This is a genomic window from Chelatococcus sp. CO-6 (assembly GCF_001271345.1).
Taxonomy (GTDB): domain Bacteria; phylum Pseudomonadota; class Alphaproteobacteria; order Rhizobiales; family Beijerinckiaceae; genus Chelatococcus_A; species Chelatococcus_A caeni.
This window is the reverse complement of sequence record NZ_CP012398.1, coordinates 91,063-114,791: the sequence shown is the minus strand read 5'-3', so window position 1 is coordinate 114,791 and position 23,729 is coordinate 91,063. Positions and strand designations below refer to the sequence as shown.

The 23,729-nt window shown below is 66.5% G+C and carries 20 protein-coding genes and 1 tRNA gene; 20 read left to right on the top strand and 1 reads right to left on the bottom strand.

Going from position 1 to position 23,729, the window contains the following annotated elements:
• The first annotated feature begins 83 nt into the window (after window positions 1-83).
• From AL346_RS00645 to AL346_RS00625, 5 genes are all read left to right on the top strand, one after another.
• Window positions 84-160: transfer RNA gene (locus tag AL346_RS00645), tRNA-Trp, on the top strand.
• 163 nt (window positions 161-323) lie between these two features.
• Window positions 324-521 carry a preprotein translocase subunit SecE gene (gene secE / locus AL346_RS00640; protein ID WP_019400034.1) on the top strand — a complete coding sequence of 66 codons (198 nt, stop codon included), beginning with the start codon at window positions 324-326 and terminating at the stop codon, window positions 519-521.
• A gap of 12 nt (window positions 522-533) precedes the next feature.
• Window positions 534-1,067 carry a transcription termination/antitermination protein NusG gene (gene nusG, locus AL346_RS00635; RefSeq protein WP_019400033.1) on the top strand — a complete coding sequence of 178 codons (534 nt, stop codon included), beginning with the start codon at window positions 534-536 and terminating at the stop codon, window positions 1,065-1,067.
• Between the two features lie 279 nt (window positions 1,068-1,346).
• Window positions 1,347-1,931: a DJ-1/PfpI family protein gene (locus tag AL346_RS00630; protein ID WP_019400032.1), complete on the top strand. Its 585-nt coding sequence runs from the start codon at window positions 1,347-1,349 to the stop codon at window positions 1,929-1,931.
• Window positions 1,932-2,026: 95 nt separating this feature from the next.
• Window positions 2,027-2,407 carry a ribbon-helix-helix domain-containing protein gene (locus AL346_RS00625; RefSeq protein WP_019400031.1) on the top strand — a complete coding sequence of 127 codons (381 nt, stop codon included), beginning with the start codon at window positions 2,027-2,029 and terminating at the stop codon, window positions 2,405-2,407.
• A 47-nt stretch (window positions 2,408-2,454) separates the two neighbouring features.
• Here AL346_RS00625 and AL346_RS00620 read toward each other — a convergent pair whose 3' ends face one another.
• Window positions 2,455-4,293: an adenylate/guanylate cyclase domain-containing protein gene (locus tag AL346_RS00620; protein WP_082312381.1), complete on the bottom strand. Its 1,839-nt coding sequence runs from the start codon at window positions 4,291-4,293 to the stop codon at window positions 2,455-2,457.
• 310 nt (window positions 4,294-4,603) lie between these two features.
• Between AL346_RS00620 and rplK the strand changes: the two genes are divergently transcribed.
• From rplK to rplB, 15 genes are all read left to right on the top strand, one after another.
• Window positions 4,604-5,032 (top strand): 50S ribosomal protein L11, encoded by a 429-nt coding sequence (gene rplK / locus AL346_RS00615; RefSeq protein ID WP_019400029.1) that lies wholly within the window; start codon window positions 4,604-4,606, stop codon window positions 5,030-5,032.
• 11 nt (window positions 5,033-5,043) lie between these two features.
• Entirely contained in the window at window positions 5,044-5,742 is a 699-nt protein-coding gene (gene rplA / locus AL346_RS00610; RefSeq protein ID WP_053193122.1) for a 50S ribosomal protein L1, read from the top strand.
• A 566-nt stretch (window positions 5,743-6,308) separates the two neighbouring features.
• Window positions 6,309-6,827, top strand: coding sequence for a 50S ribosomal protein L10 (gene rplJ, locus AL346_RS00605; RefSeq protein WP_026014754.1), 519 nt, complete (start codon window positions 6,309-6,311; stop codon window positions 6,825-6,827).
• A gap of 48 nt (window positions 6,828-6,875) precedes the next feature.
• On the top strand, window positions 6,876-7,256 hold the full coding sequence (gene rplL, locus AL346_RS00600) for a 50S ribosomal protein L7/L12 (RefSeq protein WP_019400026.1): 381 nt from the start codon (window positions 6,876-6,878) through the stop codon (window positions 7,254-7,256).
• 279 nt (window positions 7,257-7,535) lie between these two features.
• Window positions 7,536-11,657, top strand: coding sequence for a DNA-directed RNA polymerase subunit beta (rpoB, locus tag AL346_RS00595; RefSeq protein ID WP_019400025.1), 4,122 nt, complete (start codon window positions 7,536-7,538; stop codon window positions 11,655-11,657).
• 176 nt (window positions 11,658-11,833) lie between these two features.
• Entirely contained in the window at window positions 11,834-16,027 is a 4,194-nt protein-coding gene (rpoC, locus tag AL346_RS00590; protein ID WP_053193119.1) for a DNA-directed RNA polymerase subunit beta', read from the top strand.
• A 538-nt stretch (window positions 16,028-16,565) separates the two neighbouring features.
• On the top strand, window positions 16,566-16,937 hold the full coding sequence (gene rpsL / locus AL346_RS00585; protein WP_019400023.1) for a 30S ribosomal protein S12: 372 nt from the start codon (window positions 16,566-16,568) through the stop codon (window positions 16,935-16,937).
• Between the two features lie 39 nt (window positions 16,938-16,976).
• Window positions 16,977-17,447 (top strand): 30S ribosomal protein S7, encoded by a 471-nt coding sequence (gene rpsG, locus AL346_RS00580; RefSeq protein ID WP_019400022.1) that lies wholly within the window; start codon window positions 16,977-16,979, stop codon window positions 17,445-17,447.
• A 29-nt stretch (window positions 17,448-17,476) separates the two neighbouring features.
• Window positions 17,477-19,552 (top strand): elongation factor G, encoded by a 2,076-nt coding sequence (gene fusA / locus AL346_RS00575; protein WP_019400021.1) that lies wholly within the window; start codon window positions 17,477-17,479, stop codon window positions 19,550-19,552.
• Window positions 19,553-19,608: 56 nt separating this feature from the next.
• Entirely contained in the window at window positions 19,609-20,799 is a 1,191-nt protein-coding gene (gene tuf / locus AL346_RS00570) for an elongation factor Tu (protein ID WP_053193117.1), read from the top strand.
• A gap of 69 nt (window positions 20,800-20,868) precedes the next feature.
• Window positions 20,869-21,177: a 30S ribosomal protein S10 gene (gene rpsJ, locus AL346_RS00565; RefSeq protein WP_019403824.1), complete on the top strand. Its 309-nt coding sequence runs from the start codon at window positions 20,869-20,871 to the stop codon at window positions 21,175-21,177.
• Between the two features lie 46 nt (window positions 21,178-21,223).
• Complete coding sequence (gene rplC, locus AL346_RS00560; protein WP_019403823.1) at window positions 21,224-21,946, top strand: 50S ribosomal protein L3; 723 nt, start codon at window positions 21,224-21,226, stop codon at window positions 21,944-21,946.
• Window positions 21,946-22,566, top strand: coding sequence for a 50S ribosomal protein L4 (rplD, locus tag AL346_RS00555; RefSeq protein ID WP_019403822.1), 621 nt, complete (start codon window positions 21,946-21,948; stop codon window positions 22,564-22,566). Before rplC ends, rplD begins: the two co-directional genes overlap by 1 nt.
• On the top strand, window positions 22,563-22,859 hold the full coding sequence (locus AL346_RS00550) for a 50S ribosomal protein L23 (RefSeq protein WP_019403821.1): 297 nt from the start codon (window positions 22,563-22,565) through the stop codon (window positions 22,857-22,859). Before rplD ends, AL346_RS00550 begins: the two co-directional genes overlap by 4 nt.
• Window positions 22,860-22,879: 20 nt before the next feature.
• Window positions 22,880-23,719 (top strand): 50S ribosomal protein L2, encoded by an 840-nt coding sequence (rplB, locus tag AL346_RS00545; protein ID WP_019403820.1) that lies wholly within the window; start codon window positions 22,880-22,882, stop codon window positions 23,717-23,719.
• Window positions 23,720-23,729: the final 10 nt, after the last annotated feature.

Sequence of the window (23,729 nt, the reverse complement as noted above, 5' to 3'; positions counted from 1 at the left end):
CGGTCGCGTCGCCTCTGCCGCAGCGGGTGGTTTCCATCCGATGCGGCATAGCCGGTGGGCGACGTCGATCCGCCGGTTCCGCTAGGAGTGTAGCTCAACTGGTTAGAGCACCGGTCTCCAAAACCGGGGGTTGGGGGTTCGAGTCCCTCCACTCCTGCCAGCGGATCTTTCGAGTGGCTCTTGTCCCAGTGTCAAGAAGGCTGCTTGTGCCGGGACCGATTGACGGCGTGTGACCGCAACGGCACGCGCCGCGTTGTGATTCGAGGCGGTCGCGCGCGCTGTTGCGACGAGAGGCGGGGGCGAAGCCCGCGGACGTGAGGACGATGGCAAAGACGAACCCGTTCGAATTCCTGCAGCAGGTCCGCAACGAGGCGGCCAAGGTCACCTGGCCGACGCGCAAGGAGACCATGGTCACGACCGCCATGGTCTTTGTCATGGTGATCATTGCAGCGCTGTTCTTCCTCGCTGCCGACCAGATCATCCGCTTCGGCGTCGGCCTGATCCTCGGTGTCGGACGCTGAGGGGAGAAAGTCATGAGCTATCGCTGGTACATCGTCCACGCCTATTCCAACTTTGAGAACAAGGTGGCGCAGTCGCTGCGCGACCAGGCGCAGCAGCGTGGGCTCGAAGACAAGTTCGAGGAGATCCTCGTCCCGACCGAGAAGGTCGTCGAGGTGCGCCGCGGCCGCAAGATCGACACCGAGCGCAAGTTCTTCCCCGGCTACGTGCTGGTGAAGTGCGATCTCACCGACGAGGTCTACCACCTCATCAAGAACACGCCGAAGGTCACGGGCTTCCTCGGCGCCGACAAGTCGAAGCCGCTGCCGATCCCGGACCACGAGGCCGAGCGCATCAAGGGCCAGGTCGCCGAGGGCGTCGAGCGGCCGAAGTCGTCGCTTCACTTCGAGGTGGGCGAGCAGGTGCGCGTCGCCGACGGCCCCTTCGCCTCGTTCAGCGGCGTGGTGGAAGAGGTGGACGAGGGCCGTGCCCGGCTCAAGGTGGCGGTGTCCATCTTCGGCCGCGCGACGCCGGTCGAGCTCGAATACGGGCAGGTCGAGAAGGTCTGACCGAAGGCTCGCGTTCTGTCAGCGTCATGGCCGGGCTCGTCCCGGCCATCTGCGTTTTTGATGTTACCCGACTTTCCCGGGCATGACGGCTTGTGGAGCCGGGCCGCCCAGCTCTTTGCCGCCCAGCCCTTTGCTACCCAGCCCTTTGCCACCTCGCGCTTCGCCGCCTTGCCACCCTCACGGGCCGCGCGTCGCCGTTCTTTTCGTGTTATCGGGATAACACCCTCGCATCGCCTCGCGCCTGTAGCCTTCCTGCTTGCGACAGCAAGGGAGGAAACAATGGCAGGCAAGCGCATCCTGATGATCGTCGGCGATTTCGGCGAGGATTACGAGATCATGGTGCCGTTCCAGGCGCTGCTCGCCGTCGGCCACACCGTGCATGCCGTCTGCCCGGGCAAGAAGGCGGGCGAGGCGGTCGCCACGGCCATCCATGATTTCGAGGGCCAGCAGACCTATTCGGAAAAGCGCGGCCACAATTTCGCGCTCAACGCCACCTTCGCCGAGGTCGAGCCCGCGTCCTACGACGCCCTCGTCATCCCCGGCGGCCGCGCACCCGAATATCTGCGCCTCAACGACACGGTCGTGTCCTGCGTGCGGCACTTCTTCGAGGCGGGCAAGCCGGTGGCGGCCATCTGCCACGGTGCGCAGCTCCTCGCGGGGGCCGGCGTGCTGAAGGGGCGTACCTGCTCCGCCTATCCGGCCTGCAGGGCGGAGGTCGAGCTTGCGGGCGGCACCTATGCCGATATCGCCATCGACGCGGCCGTGACGGACGGCAACCTCGTCTCCGCGCCGGCCTGGCCGGCCCATCCGGCCTTCATCGCGCAGTTCCTCGCCGTGCTGGGCACCGAGATCCGCCACGGCTGAGGTGCGGAATCGGCCGCGGCCCCGCGCTGCCGTCTTGCGTTCCGCCCCGCCGGTCGCGCTAGACTGCCGGCGCCGACAGGAGGGGAGGGAAGGCCATGTGCAAGCTCTTCGTGAGCGCCGATCCGCAGCTGTGGGAGACGCGGCTGCGGTCGATCAGGCTCAACGGCTTCTCGACCAGTGTGCGCCTGGAAAATCTCTACTGGCGCGTGCTCGAGGAGATCGCCGGGCGAGACGGCATGAGCGTGGCGCAGCTGCTCGGCCGCCTCTATGAGGAATTGCTGGAGGCGCGGGGCGAAGTCGAGAACTTCGCCTCGTTTCTCAGGGTCTGCTGCGGTCGCTATCTCATGCTGCAGCTCGCGGGCGAGGTGCCGCGCGATCCGGGGCAGCCGATCGCCGGGCTCGATGCCGACGCCATCCTCACGCGCGAGGCACGTAGACTTGGCGGCGAGCCACGCCGCTTCATGCCGGCCGCCTGAAGGCGGCATCCGTCCGCTGCGCCGCGTTTCGATGGCGGGGCTGAAGCCTAGCTGCAGCTGTCCGGCGGCGTCGGGGTCTGGCTGATGCCCGCGGGTTTGGGCGGCGGCATGGCGGCACCGCGTGCGCCTGCCGAACCCATCGGCCCGGCGTGAGCCGCTTCAGCGGTCGCCAAACCTTCCCTGACGTGTTCCAGATCATCCTCGCGCGCATAGTGCAGCGTGGCGAGGAAAGCCTCGGCCGTCAGGTCCGGTGCGAGCTTCGCCATCCGGGCGTAATGGGCGGCTGCCGCGGTGTGATCCCCCAACCAGGCGTAGGTTGCGGCCACAAAAGCGTGCTGGCCGGCATCCATCTTGGACAGGTGCATGAAGGCTTCGATCGCGTCGGTGTAGTCCCGGGCGGTGAAGTGCGCCTTGCCGAGGTGGCTCCAGAAGCGCTCGGGGTGATGCGGGTTCAGCCGCATCGCCCGCCCGATCCAGTCGGCTCCTTCCTTCGGGCGGCCAAGCCAGGTCAGGAACTCGCCTTGCTGGACCACCACGAGATCGTAGTTCGGATTGAGCGCCAGGGCCCGTTCCTGGTGGTAGCGCGCCTTGTCGAGGTCGTTGCGGCTGATGTCGATGGCCGCCAATATCCGGTGCACGTCCGCATCGTTGTCATCCAGCGTCTGAGCCGTCTCCAGCTCGCGGACGACCTCCTCGAAGGTGGCCTCCTTGTCGGCGCACCAGCCGTAGACCCAGGCCTGGCCCAGGATGCAGCCCCGCCAGGCGTGGGCATGGGCATAGTCGGGGTCGAGCTCCACCGCCCGGGTCACGAGCTTCAGCGCCTCCTCGTTTTCGGCGCGATCGCTCTTGTGGTGGCGAACCTTGGCGGCAAGCACGCACTCGTAGGCGGCGAGGCTCGCCGGCGTCTTGCGCGCGAGCAGATCCTGCTGCGCGGCTTCGACGCGACCCGGCAGCGTGGCGACGATGGCAGCGGTCAGCTCGTCCTGGATGGCAAAGACGTCGTCGAGCTTGCGGTCGTACCGCTCGGCCCAGATATGCGTGTCGCTCGAGGTGTCGATCAGCTGGGCGGTGACGCGCAGGTGCTCGCCCGCTTTGCGGACGCTGCCCTCCACCAGATATTGGGCTCCCAGCTTCTGCGCGACCTCGCGCAGGTTCACCGGCTGGCTCTTGTAGACGAAGGTGGAGTTGCGCGAGATGACGAACAGTTCGTGCCGGCGCGACAGCTCGGTGATGATGTCCTCGGTCAGGCCGTCGACGAAATATTCCTGCTCGGGATCATCGCTCATGTTGGAGAAGGGCATGACCGCGATCGACGGCTTGACGACGCTCCGGCGCGCCGGTTCCATCCCGGCCCCGAGGCTCGCCGTCCCCTCGTCGAGCATGGCGCGCCAGACCCGGACCGGGCGTGAAATATTCTTGAGCGATTTCTCGCCCAGGTCCTCGAACCTGATCTCGACCCGATCGGAAACCTGTTCGTAGACGGCCTGCGTAACGTAGATCCCGCCTACCTCGGCCAGTTGCTCGAGCCGGGCGGCAACGTTCACGCCGTCGCCATAGATGTCGTCTTCGTCGAAGATGATGTCGCCGAGATTGATGCCGATGCGGAATTGGATGCGCCGGCTTTCCGGCACGTCGGTGTTGCGCCGGCGCATGCGGAGCTGCACCTCGGCCGCGCAGCGCACGGCGTCGGCCACGCTGCGGAATTCAACCAGCATGCCGTCGCCGGTGGTCTTGATGATGCGGCCCTTGTTCTTGGCGATTGCGGGGTCGATGAGCTCGATCCGGTGTGTGCGAAGCCGCGCGAGCGTTCCCGCCTCATCGGCCTCCATGAGCCGAGAATATCCGGCCATATCGGCTGCCAGCACCGCCGCGAGCCTGTGTTCCATGCTCAACCTCTTGGGCTCAGTGCCATATTAGCACGGACACCGGGCAAGCAAAGGCGATTGCGTCCGCCCTGTCGCGAGGCGTCTGTCGCTCCTGCGGCGTCTAGGCCCTTTTCTTTCTGGCCCGGATGGTGTAGGCGACCGCTCGTTCCCTTGCTGGAACAACCATCCGCGGGAGGCGCGTCCGGTTCGCCAGCCGGAGCAAACGGGCCGCAACCGCGATCACCAACCATCCGCCGCCTGCGGTCTTTCGTGGCGCGGCGGACTTTGCGTTGCACGCCATGGCAGGCGGGCGACGCCGAGTGAGCATCCCATGGCGAAGAAAATCACGGGTTACGTGAAGCTTCAGGTGCCGGCGGGCGCGGCCAATCCGTCGCCGCCGATCGGCCCGGCGCTCGGCCAGCGCGGCCTCAACATTATGGAATTCTGCAAGGCCTTCAACGCGAAGACCGCGCAGATGGAGAAGGGCATGCCGATCCCGGTGGTCATCACCGTGTATCAGGACCGCTCCTTCACCTTCGACATGAAGCAGCCGCCGGTCTCCTACTTCCTGAAGAAGGCCGCCAAGCTGGACAAGGGTTCCAAGACCCCCGGCCGCGGCACCGTCGGCAAGGTCACGCGCGAGGCGCTGCGCGACATCGCCGAGAAGAAGATGGCGGACCTCAACTGCGACACCGTCGATTCCGCGGTGGCGATGATCGAAGGCTCGGCCCGTTCGATGGGCCTCGAGGTCGTGGGCTGAGGAGAGCGATCATGGCTAAGATTGCAAAGCGCGTGGCCGCAAGCCGCACCGGCATCGACCGCATCAAGCTCTACGGGCTCGAGGAGGCCGTGAAGCTCGTCAAGGAGCGGGCCACGGCCAAGTTCGACGAGACGATCGAGGTGGCGATGAACCTCGGCGTCGATCCGCGTCACGCCGACCAGATGGTGCGCGGCGTGTGCAACCTGCCGAACGGCTCGGGCCGCACGGTGCGCGTCGCCGTGTTCGCCCGCGGCCCGAAGGCCGACGAAGCCAAGGCCGCCGGTGCCGACATCGTCGGCGCGGAGGACCTGCTCGAGCGCATCCAGGGCGGCACGATCGACTTCGACCGCTGCATCGCGACGCCGGACCTGATGCCGCTCGTCGGCCGCCTCGGCAAGGTGCTCGGCCCGCGCGGCCTGATGCCGAACCCGAAGGTCGGCACGGTGACCATGGACGTCGCCGGCGCGGTGAAGGCCGCCAAGGGCGGCGCGGTCGAGTTCCGCGTCGAGAAGGCGGGCATCGTCCACGCCGGCATCGGCAAGGCCTCGTTCGACGCGGACAAGCTCGTCGAGAACATCAAGGCCTTCGCCGACGCGGTCGCCAAGGCGAAGCCCTCGGGCGCCAAGGGCACCTACATCCAGCGCATCGCCATCTCCTCGACGATGGGCCCGGGCGTGAAGGTGGAGCCGTCGACGGTCGTCGGCGCCTGAGATTGCGGGCCGCGGTGCTTCGCCGCGGTCCGAGCCCTGCCGCGGGGCGGGTCCATTGCGGGCCGGCCGCGCGTCGGGGCGGTGCCGGGCACGATCCGTTTCGCGCGTCTCCTTGCGGCATGCCCCTTGGCAAACCGCCTGCGAGGCGTTAAATACCGGGTCGTGTCTGGTGAGACCGGTGCGGGGGAACAGGGTTCTGCCCGTATTCATCATCGAATTCCGTCTGGGTCACCAGGCGGTGGAAGGCCGGCAGGCCAAGGGGTAACCCTTTGCCTGCGCGGCCTTATGTCCTGTCCGAGACTGCAGGTGCCGAACGGATTTTCCGGGCGGCGTAATTTCGCTCCGATGCCTGCATAGACGGGGGAAGACTGGTTCGTATTGCCGCCGGCACGTCCGGCGGCGGTGTGGTCGGTTCGAACCTACTCGCCGGTTGCGTTTCTGGCGCATCCGGTTGGACAGGGCTCACGAGCGCCGTCCGGCGATCGTGGCCTTTGGCCGGGGTCGCATTCGGGCGGCATGTGCAGCCGGCGGCGGGCGAGTGCTCGCCGTCAACCGGAGAGAGCAAGGTGGACAGAGCGGCAAAAGCTGATCTCGTCGCGACGCTCAACGATGTGTTCAAGAGCACGGGCGTTGTCGTCGTGGCCCACTATGCGGGCCTCACGGTTGCCGACATGCAGAAGCTTCGTCGCGAGATGAAGCAGGTCGGCGCCACCGTGAAGGTTGCGAAGAACCGCCTCGCGAAGATCGCTCTCGAAGGCACGGATGTCGCTTCCATCGGTCCCCTTCTCAAGGGGCCGACGTTGCTGGCCTTTTCCAGCGACCCGGTAGCGGCGCCGAAGGTCGCGGTGGATTTCGCCAAGGCGAACGACAAGTTCGTCATCCTCGGCGGGGCCATGGGTGCGACTGCCCTGAATACGGACGGTGTGAAGGCGCTTGCCTCGCTGCCGTCCCTCGACGAACTGCGCGCCAAGCTGGTCGGCCTCATCCAGGCTCCGGCCACGAAGATCGCTCAGGTCGTCAACGCGCCTGCCGCCAAGGTGGCGCGCGTTTTCGGGGCCTATGCCAAGCGAGACGAAGCGGCGTGAGGCCGCGTGAAAACCGAACCCAAATCGAACCGATCCAGGAATTGAACAATGGCTGATCTTGCGAAACTCGTCGACGAGCTGTCGAACCTCACGGTCCTCGAGGCGGCCGAGCTCGCCAAGCTGCTCGAAGAGAAGTGGGGCGTCTCCGCGGCTGCCGCCGTGGCCGTCGCCGCTGCTCCGGGCGCTGGTGGCGCCGCTGCCCCGGCCGCCGAGGAGAAGACCGAATTCGACGTCATTCTTGCCGCCGCCGGCGACAAGAAGATCGAGGTCATCAAGGAAGTGCGCGCCATCACGGGCCTCGGCCTGAAGGAGGCGAAGGACCTCGTCGAGGGCGCCCCGAAGCCGCTGAAGGAAGGCGCGCCGAAGGACGAGGCCGAGAAGATCAAGGCTGCCCTCGAGAAGGTCGGCGCCAAGGTCGAGCTCAAGTGATGTCCCGGGGCCGCGTCCTGCGGCTCCGCATCGCAGATTGCGGCGGTCCCGGGGGAGTTTTCCCCGGGGCCGTCGCGTCGTCGCTGGCAGGGCATCCGGCCTGACGGCGACGGTGGGCCGGAAGGTCCACGAGAAACGGCGGGAACCCGCCGTCAACCGCGCGACGGCTAGCGCGGTCTACATGAAGTTCCGCCGAGGGGCGGAGCGGCTGACCCGGCGGCCAGGTGGCCGCACGACCGGACCGCCCGGTCAGCCGTGCGTGAGGAGCGAGAACCGAACATGGCCCAGACGATCACCGGCCGGAAACGCGTCCGCAAGTTCTTCGGCAAGATCCGGGAAGTGGCGGAGATGCCCAACCTCATCGAGGTTCAGAAGGCGTCCTACGACCAGTTCCTGATGGTCGACGAGCCGAAGGGCGGGCGTCCCGAGGAGGGGCTTCAGGCGGTCTTCAAGTCCGTTTTCCCGATCTCGGACTTTTCCAACACCTCCCTGCTGGAATTCGTCAAATATACGTTCGAGCCGCCGAAGTATGACGTCGACGAGTGCCGCCAGCGCGGCATGACCTTTGCTGCGCCGCTCAAGGTGACGCTGCGCCTCATCGTGTTCGATGTCGACCAGGATACCGGCGCCAAGTCCGTCAAGGACATCAAGGAGCAGGACGTCTACATGGGCGACATGCCGCTCATGACGGACAACGGCACCTTCATCGTCAATGGTACCGAGCGCGTCATCGTCTCGCAGATGCACCGTTCGCCGGGCGTGTTCTTCGACCACGACAAGGGCAAGACGCATTCGAGCGGTAAGCTGCTGTTCGCAGCCCGCATCATTCCCTATCGTGGCTCGTGGCTCGACATCGAGTTCGACGCCAAGGACATCGTCTATGCGCGCATCGACCGGCGCCGGAAGATTCCGGTGACGTCGCTGCTCTATGCGCTCGGCCTCGACGGCGAGGAAATCCTCGACACGTTCTACGGCAAGGTCCCCTACGCGAAGGACAAGGACGGCTGGCGCATGCCGTTCGACGCCGGCCGCATGAAGGGCTTCAAGGCGGTCAGCGACCTCATCGACGCCGACAGCGGCGAAGTCGTCCTCGAGGCCGGCAAGAAGCTGACGGCCCGCGCCGCCCGCCTCATCGAGGAGAAGGGCGTCAAGGCCCTGCGCGCCAGCGACGAGGACCTCTACGGCCAGTACATCGCCGAGGATCTGGTCGACCCGTCGACGGGCGAGATCTACGCCGAGGCTGGTGAGGAGATCACGGCCAAGCTGCTCACGGCGCTCGTCGAGCAGGGCTTCACCGAGATCCCGGTGCTCGACATCGACCACGTCAACATCGGCCCGTACATCCGCAACACGCTCGCCGTCGACAAGAACTCCTCGCGCGAGGAGGCCCTGTTCGACATCTACCGCGTGATGCGCCCGGGCGAGCCGCCGACGCTGGAGACGGCGGAGGCGATGTTCCACTCGCTGTTCTTCGACGCCGAGCGCTACGACCTCTCCGCGGTCGGCCGCGTGAAGATGAACATGCGGCTCGACCTCGACTGCCCGGACACGGTCAGGACGCTGCGCCGCGAGGACATGCTCGCGGTGGTGAAGGCGCTCGTCGACCTGCGCGACGGCCGCGGCGAGATCGACGACATCGACCATCTCGGCAACCGCCGCGTGCGCTCGGTGGGCGAGCTCATGGAGAACCAGTATCGCCTGGGTCTCCTCAGGATGGAGCGCGCCATCAAGGAGCGCATGTCCTCGGTCGACATCGACACGGTGATGCCGCAGGACCTCATCAACGCCAAGCCGGCGGCGGCGGCGGTGCGCGAGTTCTTCGGCTCCTCGCAGCTGTCGCAGTTCATGGACCAGACCAACCCGCTGTCGGAAGTGACGCACAAGCGTCGCCTCTCGGCGCTGGGCCCGGGTGGTCTCACCCGCGAGCGCGCCGGCTTCGAGGTGCGCGACGTGCACCCGACGCACTACGGCCGCATCTGCCCGATCGAGACGCCGGAAGGCCCGAACATCGGCCTCATCAACTCGCTCGCCACCTTCGCGCGCGTCAACAAGTACGGCTTCATCGAGGCACCGTACCGCAAGGTGAAGGACGGGCGCGTCACCGAGGAGGTGGTCTACCTCTCGGCGATGGAGGAGCAGAAGTACAACGTCGCCCAGGCGAATGCGGCCATCGACGGCGAAGGCCGCCTGACGGAGGACCTCGTGGTCTGCCGCCGCGCCGGCGACGTCGTGGTCATGCCGCCGGACCGCGTCGACTACATGGACGTGTCGCCGAAGCAGCTCGTCTCGGTCGCCGCGGCGCTCATCCCGTTCCTCGAGAACGACGACGCCAACCGCGCCCTCATGGGCTCGAACATGCAGCGCCAGGCCGTGCCGCTGGTGAAGGCGGATGCGCCCTTCGTCGGCACCGGCATGGAGGCGGTCGTCGCCCGTGACTCCGGCGCCGCGATCGCGGCCCGCCGTACCGGCATCGTCGACCAGGTGGACGCGACGCGTATCGTCATCCGCGCCACGCAGGATCTCGACCCGACCAAGTCGGGCGTCGACATCTACCGGCTGCAGAAGTTCCAGCGCTCCAACCAGTCGACCTGCATCAACCAGCGTCCGCTGGTGAAGGTGGGCGACATGGTCAAGCGGGGCGACATCATCGCCGACGGTCCCTCGACCGATCTCGGCGAGCTGGCGCTCGGCCGCAACGTGCTCGTCGCGTTCATGCCGTGGAACGGCTACAACTTCGAGGACTCCATCCTCCTCTCCGAGCGCATCGTGAAGGACGACGTGTTCACGTCGATCCACATCGAGGAGTTCGAGGTCAGCGCCCGTGACACCAAGCTCGGGCCGGAGGAGATCACGCGCGACATTCCGAACGTGTCGGAAGAGGCGCTGAAGAACCTCGACGAGGCCGGCATCGTCTATATCGGCGCCGAGGTCCACGCCGGCGACATCCTCGTCGGCAAGATCACGCCGAAGGGCGAGAGCCCGATGACGCCGGAGGAGAAGCTCCTGCGCGCCATCTTCGGCGAGAAGGCCTCGGACGTGCGCGACACCTCGCTGCGCGTGCCGCCGGGCGTCACCGGCACCATCGTCGAGGTGCGCGTCTTCAACCGCCACGGTGTCGACAAGGACGAGCGCGCCCAGGCCATCGAGCGCGAGGAGATCGAGCGCCTGGCCAAGGACCGCGACGACGAGCAGGCGATCCTCGACCGCAACGTCTACGCCCGCCTCGCCGAGGTGTTGACGGGCCAGACGGCGATCGCGGGTCCCAAGGGCTTCAAGCGCGACGCCGAGCTGACCCGCGAGGCGCTCAACGAATATCCGCGTTCGCAGTGGTGGCAGTTCGCCGTCGCCGACGACGCGGTGATGAGCGAGCTCGAGGCGATGCGCAAGCAGTACGACGAGTCGAAGAAGCGCCTCGAGCAGCGCTTCCTCGACAAGGTCGAGAAGCTGCAGCGCGGCGACGAGCTGCCGCCCGGCGTCATGAAGCAGGTCAAGGTCTTCATCGCGGTCAAGCGCAAGATCCAGCCGGGCGACAAGATGGCCGGCCGGCACGGCAACAAGGGTGTCGTGTCGAAGATCGTGCCCATCGAGGACATGCCGTTCCTCGACGACGGCACGCATGTCGACATCGTCCTCAATCCGCTCGGCGTGCCGAGCCGCATGAACGTCGGCCAGATCCTGGAGACGCACCTCGGCTGGGCCTGCGCGGGTCTCGGCCGGCAGGTGGGCGAGGCCTACGACGCCTACATGAAGACGCAGAGCATCGAACAGCTGCGTCAGAAGCTCGGCGAGGTCTACGGCGACAACGGCGAAGTGGCGTCGATGTCGGGCGACGAGCTCGTCGAGATGAGCGCCAACCTCAGGCGCGGCGTGCCGATCGCGACGCCGGTCTTCGACGGCGCCAAGGAGGCCGACATCGAGCAGATGCTGGAGCAGGCGGGTCTTCACCGCTCGGCCCAGTCGACGCTGTTCGACGGCCGCACGGGCGAGGCGTTCGACCGCAAGGTGACCGTGGGCTACATCTACATGCTGAAGCTCCACCACCTCGTCGACGACAAGATCCACGCCCGCTCGATCGGCCCCTATTCGCTCGTCACGCAGCAGCCGCTGGGCGGCAAGGCCCAGTTCGGCGGCCAGCGTTTCGGCGAGATGGAGGTCTGGGCGCTCGAGGCCTACGGCGCGGCCTACACGCTGCAGGAGATGCTGACGGTCAAGTCGGACGACGTCGCCGGCCGCACCAAGGTCTACGAGGCCATCGTGCGCGGGGACGACACCTTCGAGGCCGGCATCCCGGAGAGCTTCAACGTGCTCGTCAAGGAGATGCGCTCGCTCGGCCTCAACGTCGAGCTCATCTCGACGAAGAAGCCGTCCGCGGAGCTGCCGCCGTCGGAGGCTGCGGAGTGACCGGCGCCTCTGGCGCCGCGTTGCCCGCGCGAGGGTGAGGGACAAGGGGCCGCGGACGGCATGAGCCCGCGGCCCATCGTAACAAGCGTCGATGTCGGGGGACGCCCCGATGTCCGCATGAAATGCCGGCGGAGACGGGTCGCCCAGGCGGCGCCTCCGCAACCGAGGAGACGGCGATGAATCAAGAGGTCATGAATCTCTTCAATACCCAGGCTCCGGCGCAGACCTTCGACCAGATCAAGATCTCGCTCGCCAGCCCGGAGAAGATTCTGTCCTGGTCCTACGGCGAGATCAAGAAGCCGGAGACGATCAACTACCGCACGTTCAAGCCCGAGCGTGACGGCCTGTTCTGCGCGCGGATCTTCGGCCCGATCAAGGACTACGAGTGCTTGTGCGGCAAGTACAAGCGCATGAAGTATAAGGGCGTCATCTGCGAGAAGTGCGGCGTCGAGGTGACGCTGGCGCGCGTCCGGCGCGAGCGCATGGGCCATATCGAGCTCGCGGCGCCCGTCGCGCACATCTGGTTCCTGAAGTCGCTGCCCTCGCGCATCGGCCTGCTGCTCGACATGACGCTCAAGGATCTCGAGCGGATCCTCTATTTCGAGTACTACGTCGTCATCGAGCCGGGCATCACCCCCCTCAAGGAGCGTCAGCTCCTGTCGGAGGAGGAGTACCTGCGCGCGCAGGACGAGTACGGCGAGGACAGCTTCACGGCGATGATCGGCGCCGAGGCGATCCGCGAGATCCTCCGGAGCCTCGACCTCGAGAAGATCGCGGCGGACCTGCGCCAGGAGATCGCCACGACGACCTCCGAGCTGAAGCCGAAGAAGCTGATGAAGCGCCTCAAGATCATCGAGGCCTTCATCCAGTCCGGCAACAAGCCCGAGTGGATGATCCTGACGGTCGTGCCGGTGATCCCGCCGGACCTGCGCCCGCTCGTCCCGCTCGACGGCGGCCGCTTCGCGACGTCGGATCTCAACGATCTCTACCGCCGCGTCATCAACCGCAACAACCGCCTGAAGCGGCTCATCGAGCTCAGGGCGCCCGACATCATCATCCGCAACGAGAAGCGGATGCTGCAGGAGGCCGTCGACGCGCTGTTCGACAACGGCCGGCGCGGCCGCGTCATCACGGGTGCCAACAAGCGCCCGCTGAAGTCGCTCGCCGACATGCTGAAGGGCAAGCAGGGCCGCTTCCGCCAGAACCTGCTCGGCAAGCGCGTCGACTATTCCGGCCGCTCGGTGATCGTCGTCGGTCCGGAGCTCAAGCTGCACCAGTGCGGCCTGCCGAAGAAGATGGCGCTCGAACTGTTCAAGCCGTTCATCTATGCGCGGCTCGACGCCAAGGGCCTCTCGGCCACGGTGAAGCAGGCGAAGAAGCTCGTCGAGAAGGAGAAGCCCGAGGTCTGGGACATCCTCGACGAGGTGATCCGCGAGCATCCCGTGATGCTCAACCGCGCGCCGACGCTGCACCGCCTCGGCATCCAGGCCTTCGAGCCGACCCTCATCGAGGGCAAGGCCATCCAGCTGCATCCGCTCGTCTGCGCGGCGTTCAACGCCGACTTCGACGGTGACCAGATGGCGGTGCACGTGCCTCTCTCGCTGGAAGCCCAGCTCGAGGCGCGCGTGCTGATGATGTCGACGAACAACATCCTGCACCCGGCCAACGGTCAGCCGATCATCGTGCCGTCGCAGGACATCGTTCTCGGCCTCTACTACCTCTCGATCCTGGCCGAGGGCGAGCCGGGCGAGGGCAAGGTGTTCGCCGACATGGGCGAGCTCGAGCACGCGCTCGCGGCCAAGGTCGTCACCCTGCACTCGAAGATCAAGTACCGCTGGACGGGCGTGGCCGAGGACGGCTCCACCTATTCCAAGGTCTACGAGACGACGCCGGGCCGCGTGATCCTGTCGCGCGTCCTGCCCAAGCACCCCGCCGTTCCCTTCGACGTCGTGAACAAGCTCATGACGAAGAAGGAGATCTCGAACATGATCGACACCGTCTACCGCAACTGCGGGCAGAAGGAATCGGTCATCTTCTGCGATCGCATCATGGGCCTCGGCTTCTACCACGCGTTCAAGGCCGGCATCTCGTTCGGCAAGGACGACATGGTGGTGCCCGAGAACAAGTGGTCGATCGTCGACGAGACGCGCGCGCTCGTGAAGGACTACGAGCAGCAGTACCAGGACGGTCTCATCACCCAGGGCGAGAAGTACAACAAGGTGGTCGACGCCTGGGCCAAGTGCTCGGATCGCCTCGCCGGCGAGATGATGGCGCGCATCTCGGCCGTGCAGAAGGACGAGAGCGGCCGCGACAAGCCGGTGAACTCCATCTACATGATGGCCCACTCCGGCGCCCGCGGCTCGCCGGCGCAGATGAAGCAGCTCGCGGCCATGCGCGGCCTGATGGCCAAGCCCTCCGGCGAGATCATCGAGAGCCCGATCATCTCGAACTTCAAGGAAGGCCTCGACGTGCTCGAGTACTTCAACTCGACGCACGGCGCCCGCAAGGGCCTTGCCGACACGGCGCTCAAGACGGCGAACTCGGGTTATCTCACCCGCCGTCTCGTCGACGTGGCGCAGGACGCGGTCATCCGCGAGCCGGACTGCGGCACCGACAAGGGCATCCGCATGCGGGCCATCGTCGATGCCGGCCAGATCGTCGCCTCGCTCGCCTCGCGCATCCTCGGCCGCACGGCGGCGGAGGATCTCGTGGACACGGACGGCAAGGTCATCGTGCCGGCCGGCACCATGATCGAGGAATGGCACATCGAGCCGATCACCACCGCCGGCATCCAGGAGGTGAAGATCCGCTCGGTGCTGACCTGCGAGGCCAAGAACGGCGTCTGCGCCACCTGCTACGGGCGTGACCTCGCGCGCGGCACGCCGGTGAACTACGGCGAGGCCGTCGGCGTCATCGCGGCGCAGTCGATCGGCGAGCCGGGCACGCAGCTCACGATGCGCACGTTCCACATCGGCGGCGCCGCGCAGATCGCCGACCAGTCCTTCGTCGAGTCCAACTTCGAGGGCACGGTCAAGATCCGCAACCGCAACGTGGCGCGCAACTCGGACGGCGACCTCATCGCCATGGGCCGCAACCTCGCCGTGCTCATCGTGGGGCCGGACGGGCAGGAGCGGGCGGTGCACCGCATCCAGTACGGCGCGCGCCTCAAGGTCGACGAGGGCGACACCATCAAGCGCGGCCAGCGCATCGCCGAGTGGGATCCCTACACCCGGCCGATCCTGACAGAGGTCGACGGTGTGGTCGGCTTCGAGGACCTCGTCGAGGGTGCCTCGATGTCGGAGCAGATCGACGAGTCGACCGGCATCGCCAAGCGCGTCGTCATCGACTGGCGCGGCTCGGCCCGCACGTCGGACCTCCGGCCCGCCATCGTCATCCACGACGAAAACGGCAAGATCGCCAAGCTCGCCCGTGGCGGCGAGGCCCGTTCGCTGCTCGCGGTCGAGGCCATCATCGGCGTCGACCCGGGGGCGAAGGTCAAGGCCGGCGACGTGCTCGCCCGTATCCCGATGGAGAGCGCCAAGACGCGCGACATCACCGGCGGTCTGCCGCGGGTGGCGGAGCTGTTCGAGGCGCGCCGGCCGAAGGATGCGGCGATCATCGCCGAGAAGTCCGGCACGATCCAGTTCGGGCGCGACTACAAGAACAAGCGCCGCCTGACGCTGATCCCGCATGACGGCTCGGATTCGGTCGAGTACCTCATCCCGAAGGGCAAGCACATCCACCTTCAGGATGGCGACGTGGTGGAGGTCGGCGACTTCATCGTCGACGGCAACCCGGCGCCGCACGACATCCTCGCCATCAAGGGCGTCGAGGAACTGGCCGCCTATCTCGTCAACGAGATCCAGGAGGTGTACCGCCTGCAGGGCGTGAACATCAACGACAAGCACATCGAGGTGATCGTTCGCCAGATGCTGCAGAAGGTCGAGATCCAGGAGGCGGGCGACAGCGAGTTCCTGCAGGGCGAGCAGGTCGACCGGCTGGAGATGGAGGAGGCGAACGAGACGCTGGTCGCCGAAGGCAAGAAGCCGGCTTCCGGCACGCCGGTCCTGCTCGGCATCACCAAGGCGAGCCTGCAGACCCGCTCGTTCATCTCTGCCGCCTCCTTCCAGGAGACGACGCGCGTCCTCACCGAGGCCGCCGTCAACGGCAAGACGGACACGCTCGAGGGTCTCAAGGAGAACGTCATCGTCGGCTCGCTCATCCCGGCCGGCACCGGGGCGGTGGCCGCCCGCCTGCGCGAGATCGCGCAGCGTCGCGACGAGCTCATCCTGGCGCAGAAGGCGAACGAATCCGGCCAGGCCGCCGCGGCGGCCGTGGGCGGGGAGTTGCCGCCGGCTGCGGCCGAGTAAGGCGCTTCGCCAACGACAAGGAAAGGGCCGCCCCGCCGGGCGGCCCTTTCGCTTTTTCGGATATGTCGCGGATGCCCGCCTCCGGTTCCCGAATGTTGCCGGGGGAGGGCGCCGCCTTGGCAGATCGTGCGAGGCAGCCGCAGCGGGCGCTCGCCAGCCGGAAATCGAAGGCTGCAAACGAGAAAGACATTGACGAAGGGCGACTCAAAGGTTAAAACCCGCCCACTTCCGGCAGGCCGTAGGTCTCTCTGTCGGGGCAACAGCCCTGACCTTTAGGTCCTAAACGCTGTCGAATTCAGCACCGACTGGCAGCAAGTCAGGCTTGTAGAGTCAGATCAGGAGCATGACCGCGGCCCGCCGTGGTCCTCTGCGGGCTAACGCGCCGGAGGCATTCCGCCGAAGGCGCGGATTTGTTTTGCTTGCGGCCGAGCGTTCGCGCTTGCCGCATCAACGGGAAGGTCGCACGGCTTCTTTCGGTGCTGTGCGGTTGGAGCAGTCTAGGCAAGCGGCCGGAAGGCCGAAGCGAAGAGAGCGAAGCATGCCGACGATCAGCCAGCTGATCCGCAAGCCGCGGACGGCGCAGAAGAGCCGGAACAAGGTTCCTGCACTCGAGGCCTGCCCGCAGAAGCGGGGTGTGTGCACGCGCGTCTACACGACGACGCCGAAGAAGCCGAACTCGGCTCTGCGTAAGGTTGCCAAGGTGCGCCTGACGAACGGTTTCGAGGTCATCGGCTACATCCCGGGCGAGGGTCACAACCTCCAGGAGCACTCCGTGGTCATGATCCGCGGCGGCCGCGTCAAGGATCTTCCGGGTGTGCGCTACCACGTTCTGCGCGGTGTCCTCGACACCCAGGGCGTCAAGAACCGTAAGCAGCGCCGTTCGAAGTACGGTGCCAAGCGTCCGAAGTAATTCGGGCGCTTTCCGAAATTTCAAGGCGGAGCGGAGCATATGTCCCGTCGTCACAGTGCCGAGAAGCGCGAGATCATCCCGGACGCCAAGTTCGGTGACGTGGTCCTCACGAAGTTCATGAACTCCGTGATGCGCGATGGCAAGAAATCGGCTGCCGAGGCCATCGTCTACGGCGCGTTCGACATCATCGAGCAGAAGATGAAGGCTGATCCTCTCGAGGTCTTCCGTCAGGCGCTCGACAACGTGTCGCCGGCCATCGAGGTGCGGTCCCGCCGCGTCGGCGGCGCCACCTACCAGGTGCCCGTCGAGGTGCGTTCGGAGCGCCGTCAGGCGCTCGCCATCCGCTGGCTGATCCAGGCCGCGCGTTCGCGCAACGACCGCACCATGGTCGACCGCCTGTCGGCCGAACTCATCGATGCCGCGAACAACCGCGGCAGCGCAGTGAAGAAGCGCGAAGACACGCACCGCATGGCGGAAGCGAACCGCGCCTTCTCGCACTACCGCTGGTAATCGGCGCAAGATCGGACGGAGCTCGTACAATGCCCCGCAGTCATGCCATCGAGAACTACCGCAATTTCGGCATCATGGCCCACATCGATGCCGGAAAGACGACGACGACCGAGCGGATTCTCTACTACACCGGCAAGAGCCACAAGATCGGCGAAGTCCATGACGGCGCAGCCACCATGGACTGGATGACGCAGGAGCAGGAGCGCGGCATCACCATCACGTCGGCCGCGACGACCTGCTTCTGGCGCGAGAACCGTCTGAACATCATCGACACGCCCGGCCACGTCGACTTCACCATCGAGGTGGAGCGTTCGCTGCGCGTGCTCGACGGCGCCGTGTGCGTGCTCGACGGCAGCCAGGGCGTGGAGCCGCAGACCGAGACCGTGTGGCGCCAGGCCGACAAGTACGACGTGCCGCGCATCGTGTTCGTCAACAAGATGGACAAGGTGGGCGCCGACCTCTACCGCTGCGTCGATTCCATCATCGATCGCGTCGCCGGCAAGCCGGTCTGCCTGCAGCTGCCGATCGGCTCCGAGGGCGGCTTCAAGGGCGTCGTCGACCTCGTCGCCATGAAGGCGCTCGTCTGGGAAGACGACGTCCTCGGCGCGAAGTTCAACGTCACCGACATCCCGGCCGATCTCGCCGACAAGGCTGCCGAGTACCGCACCAAGCTGGTCGAGGCCGCCGTCGAGCTCGACGACGACGCCATGGGCGCCTATCTCGAGGGGCAGGAGCCGGACGAGGCCACCCTGCGCAAGCTGATCCGCATGGCGGTGCAGCAGCGCGCCTTCCACCCGGTGCTGTGCGGCACGGCCTTCAAGAACAAGGGCGTGCAGCCCCTGCTCGATGCGGTCGTCGACTACCTGCCGTCGCCGCTCGACCGCGGCGCGATCAAGGGCATCGACGTCAACACGGAAGAGCCGATCGAGCGCAAGCCGTCGGACGACGAGCCGTTCTCCATGCTCGCCTTCAAGATCATGGACGACCCCTTCGTCGGCACCATCACCTTCTGCCGCGTCTATTCGGGTAAGGTGGAATCGGGCTCCTCGATCGTCAACTCGACGCGCGAGAAGAAGGAGCGCGTCGGCCGCATGCTCCTGATGCACGCGAACAACCGCGAGGACATCAAGGAAGCCTATGCCGGTGACATCGTGGCGCTCGCGGGCCTCAAGGAAGTCCGCACCGGCGACACGCTGTGCGACCCGCTGAAGCCCGTCATCCTCGAGAAGATGGAATTCCCGGCGCCGGTCATCGAGATCGCCATCGAGCCGAAGTCGAAGGCTGATCAGGAGAAGCTCGGCATCGCGCTGTCCAAGCTCGCCGCCGAGGACCCGTCCTTCCAGGTGTCGACGGACCAGGAGTCCGGCCAGACCATCCTCAAGGGCATGGGCGAGCTCCACCTCGACATCAAGGTCGACATCCTGCGCCGCACCTACAAGGTCGACGCCAATGTCGGCGCGCCGCAGGTGGCCTATCGCGAGCGCATCTCCAAGCGCGTCGAGGTGGACTACACGCACAAGAAGCAGACCGGCGGTTCGGGCCAGTTCGCGCGCGTCAAGATCGTCGCCGAGCCGACCGAGGCGGGCACGGGCTACGCGTTCGAGTCCAAGATCATCGGCGGCGTGGTGCCGAAGGAGTACATCCCGGGTGTCGAGAAGGGCCTCGAGTCCGTCCTCGGCGCGGGCGTGCTCGCCGGCTTCCCGGTCGTCGACCTCAAGGTCGAGCTGATCGACGGCGCCTACCACGAGGTCGACTCCTCGGCGCTTGCCTTCGAGATCGCGGCCCGTGCCGCGCTGCGCGAGGCGCTGCAGAAGGGCGGTGCCGTCCTCCTCGAGCCGATCATGAAGGTCGAGGTGGTGACGCCGGAGGACTACACCGGTTCGGTCATCGGCGACCTCAACTCCCGCCGTGGCCAGATCCAGGGCCAGGACATGCGCGGCAACGCCGTTGTCGTGAATGCCATGGTGCCGCTGGCCAACATGTTCGGTTACGTGAACACGCTGCGCTCGATGAGCCAGGGTCGCGCGACCTACACGATGCAGTTCGACCACTACGAGCAAGTGCCGCAAGCGGTCGCCGCCGAGGTTCAGGCCAAGTACGCCTGAACCTGAAACGAGAACGAGACACGACTGACGTCGAGTTCCTTTGAAGGAGCCCTACGATGGCGAAGGAAAAGTTTGAGCGCACGAAGCCGCACTGCAACATCGGGACGATTGGTCACGTTGACCATGGCAAGACGTCTCTGACGGCGGCGATCACGAAGGTTCTTGCGGAGAAGGGCGGGGCGTCGTTCACGGCGTACGACCAGATCGACAAGGCGCCGGAGGAGAAGGCGCGCGGCATCACGATCTCGACGTCGCACGTCGAGTACGAGACGGACAAGCGCCACTACGCGCACGTGGACTGCCCCGGCCACGCGGACTACGTGAAGAACATGATCACGGGCGCGGCGCAGATGGACGGCGCGATCCTGGTGGTGTCTTCGGCGGACGGCCCGATGCCGCAGACGCGCGAGCACATCCTGCTTGCGCGCCAGGTGGGCGTGCCGGCGCTCGTCGTGTTCATGAACAAGGTCGACATGGTGGACGACCCCGAGCTTCTCGACCTTGTCGAGCTCGAGGTGCGCGAGCTTCTGTCGAAGTACGACTTCCCCGGCGACGACATTCCGATCGTCAAGGGCTCGGCGCTGTGCGCGCTCGAGGACCGCAGCCCGGAGATCGGGCGCGACGCGGTGCTGCAGCTGATGGACGCGGTTGACGCGTACATTCCGCAGCCGGAGCGTCCGAAGGACCAGCCGTTCCTGATGCCGGTCGAGGACGTGTTCTCGATCTCGGGCCGCGGCACGGTTGTGACGGGTCGCGTCGAGCGCGGCGTGGTCAAGGTCGGCGAGGAAGTCGAGATCGTTGGCCTGCGTCCGACGCAGAAGACGACGGTGACGGGCGTCGAGATGTTCCGCAAGCTGCTCGACCAGGGCGAGGCGGGCGACAACATCGGCGCGCTGCTGCGCGGCACGAAGCGCGAGGACGTCGAGCGCGGCCAGGTGCTGTGCAAGCCGGGCTCGGTGAAGCCGCACACGAAGTTCAAGGCCGAGGCGTACATCCTGACGAAGGAAGAGGGTGGCCGCCACACGCCGTTCTTCAACAACTACCGTCCGCAGTTCTACTTCCGCACGACGGACGTGACGGGGATGGTGAAGCTGCCCGAGGGCACCGAGATGGTGATGCCGGGCGACAACGTGGCGATGGAGGTCGAGCTGATCGTCCCGATCGCCATGGAGGAGAAGCTGCGCTTCGCCATCCGCGAGGGTGGCCGCACGGTCGGCGCCGGCGTCGTCGCCTCCATCATCGAGTAAGCAAGGCACAAGGCCGCGCGCCGCATCACGCGGCGCCGGTCTCTTCGGGGTCGGCCCAAGGGGTCTGTTATGAACGGTCAGAATATTCGAATCCGCCTGAAGGCGTTCGACCATGGCATTCTCGACGCGTCGACGCGCGAGATCGTGTCGACCGCGAAGCGGACGGGCGCGGAGGTCCGGGGCCCTATCCCGCTGCCGACGCGCATCAAGAAGTTCACGGTCAACCGCTCGCCGCACATCGACAAGAAGTCGCGCGAGCAGTTCGAGATGCGCACGCACATGCGTGTCCTCGACATCGTTGAGCCGACTCCGCAGACGGTCGATGCGCTGATGAAGCTCGACCTCGCCGCGGGCGTCGATGTGGAAATCAGGCTCTGATGGGCTTTTGCCCATCAGCCTCGGGAACGCCTTAGAGGATACGCTCATGCGCTCTGGCGTCATTGCAAAGAAGGTCGGCATGACCCGCGTCTTCACGGACGCCGGGGAACATGTTCCGGTCACGGTCCTGAAGGTCGACAATTGCCAGGTTGTCGCGCACCGGACGATGGAAAAGAACGGCTACACCGCGCTGCAGGTCGGCGTCGGCACGGCCAAGGTCAAGAACGTGTCGAAGGCCGAGCGCGGCCGTTTCGCGGCTGCCGAAGTGGAGCCGAAGAAGCGTCTCGCCGAGTTCCGGGTCGACCCGCAGCACGTCATCCCCGTGGGTGCCGAGATCACGGCTGACCACTTCGTCGTCGGCCAGTTCGTCGACGTGACGGGCGTGACGACCGGCAAGGGCTTCGCCGGCGGCATGAAGCGCTGGAACTTCGGTGGTCTGCGCGCCTCGCACGGCGTGTCGATCTCGCACCGCTCCATCGGTTCGACCGGCGGCCGCCAGGATCCGGGCAAGACCTTCAAGAACAAGAAGATGCCCGGCCATCTCGGCAGCGAGCGCGTCACGACCCAGAACCTGCGCGTCGTCCAGACGGACGTCGAGCGCGGTCTGATCCTGGTGCAGGGCGCGGTCCCCGGCGTTGCCGGCGGCTGGATCATGGTTCGCGACGCGGTCAAGCGCGCGCTGCCGAAGGACGCCCCGGTTCCGGGCGCGTTCCGCGAGCGCGGCAACGGCGAGGCCGCTGCGGCGATCGAAGGTGAGGAGCGCGCGTGATGAAGCTCGACGTGACGACGCTCGACGGCGGCAAGGCCGGCTCGATCGAGCTCAACGAGGCGATCTTCGGCCTTGAGCCGCGGGCCGACCTCATCCACCGTTACGTGCGCTGGCAGCTGGCGAAGCGCCAGGCCGGCACGCACAAGACGCTCGGCCGCTCCGAGATCAGCCGAACGACCAAGAAGCTCTACCGCCAGAAGGGCACGGGCAACGCCCGCCATGGCGCGGCCTCCGCGCCCCAGTTCCGCGGCGGTGGCAAGGCCTTCGGCCCGGTCGTGCGCGATCACGACCACGACCTGCCGAAGCGGGTGCGACAGCTCGCGCTGCGCCACGCCCTCTCGGCGAAGGCCAAGGACGGATCGATCGTCGTTCTCGACGCTGCGGCGGTGAACGAGCCGAAGACCAAGGCGCTCAAGGAGCGTTTCGGCAAGCTCGGCCTGACCAACGCGCTGATCGTCGACGGCGCGGCGGTGGACGGCAATTTCGGCCTGGCGGCCCGCAACATCCCGAATGTGGACGTGCTGCCGGTCCAGGGCATCAACGTCTACGACATCCTGCGGCGGGACAAGCTGGTCCTGACCAAGGCCGCCGTGGACGCGCTGGAGGCACGCTTCAAATGAGCATCGATCCGCGCCATTACGACGTCATCGTCGCTCCGGTGATCACCGAGAAGGCGACCTCTGCCTCCGAGCAGAACAAGGTCGTGTTCAAGGTCGCCAAGACGGCGACGAAGCCGCAGATCAAGGCGGCCGTCGAGAAACTGTTCGACGTGAAGGTGACGGGCGTCAACACGCTCGTCACGAAGGGCAAGGTCAAGCGCTTCCGCGGCATGGTCGGTCAGCGCTCCGACGTCAAGAAGGCGGTCGTCACCCTCGCCGAGGGCCAGACGATCGACGTGACGACGGGTCTTTGAGCAGGTGAGGGAGTGAGCCGATGGCTCTGAAGACATTCAAACCGGTCACGCCGGGCCTGCGCCAGCTCGTCATCGTCGACCGTTCGGAGCTCTACAAGGGCAAGCCGATCAAGACGCTGACCGAGGGCAAGTCCGGTTCGGGTGGCCGCAACAACAACGGTCGCGTGACCGTGCGGTTCCGTGGCGGTGGCCACAAGCAGAGCTACCGGCTCGTCGACTTCAAGCGTCGCGAGAAGCTGGGCGTGCCCGCCACCGTCGAGCGCATCGAGTACGATCCGAACCGCTCGGCCTTCATCGCGCTGGTGAAGTACGAGGACGGCGCGCTGTCGTACATCCTCGCGCCGCAGCGCCTGTCGGTGAGCGACGTGGTGATGTCCGGCGAGCAGGCCGACATCAAGCCCGGCAACGCGATGCCGCTCGGCAACATCCCGGTCGGCACGATCGTGCACAACGTCGAGCTGAAGATCGGCAAGGGTGGCGCGCTGGCCCGTTCGGCCGGCACCTACGCGCAGATCGTCGGCCGTGACCAGGGCTACGTCATCCTGCGTCTCAACTCGGGCGAGCAGCGCCTGGTCCATGGCCAGTGCTTCGCGACCGTGGGCGCGGTGTCGAACCCGGACCACATGAACACCTCGATCGGCAAGGCGGGCCGCTCGCGCTGGCTCGGCCGCCGGCCGCACAACCGCGGCGTGACGATGAACCCGATCGACCACCCGCACGGTGGTGGTGAGGGTCGCACCTCCGGTGGTCGCCATCCGGTGACCCCGTGGGGCAAGCCGACGAAGGGCAAGAGGACCCGCTCGAACAAGCGGACGGACGATTTCATCGTCACGAGCCGCCACCAGCGGAAGAAGAAGTAAGGGGCGCGCG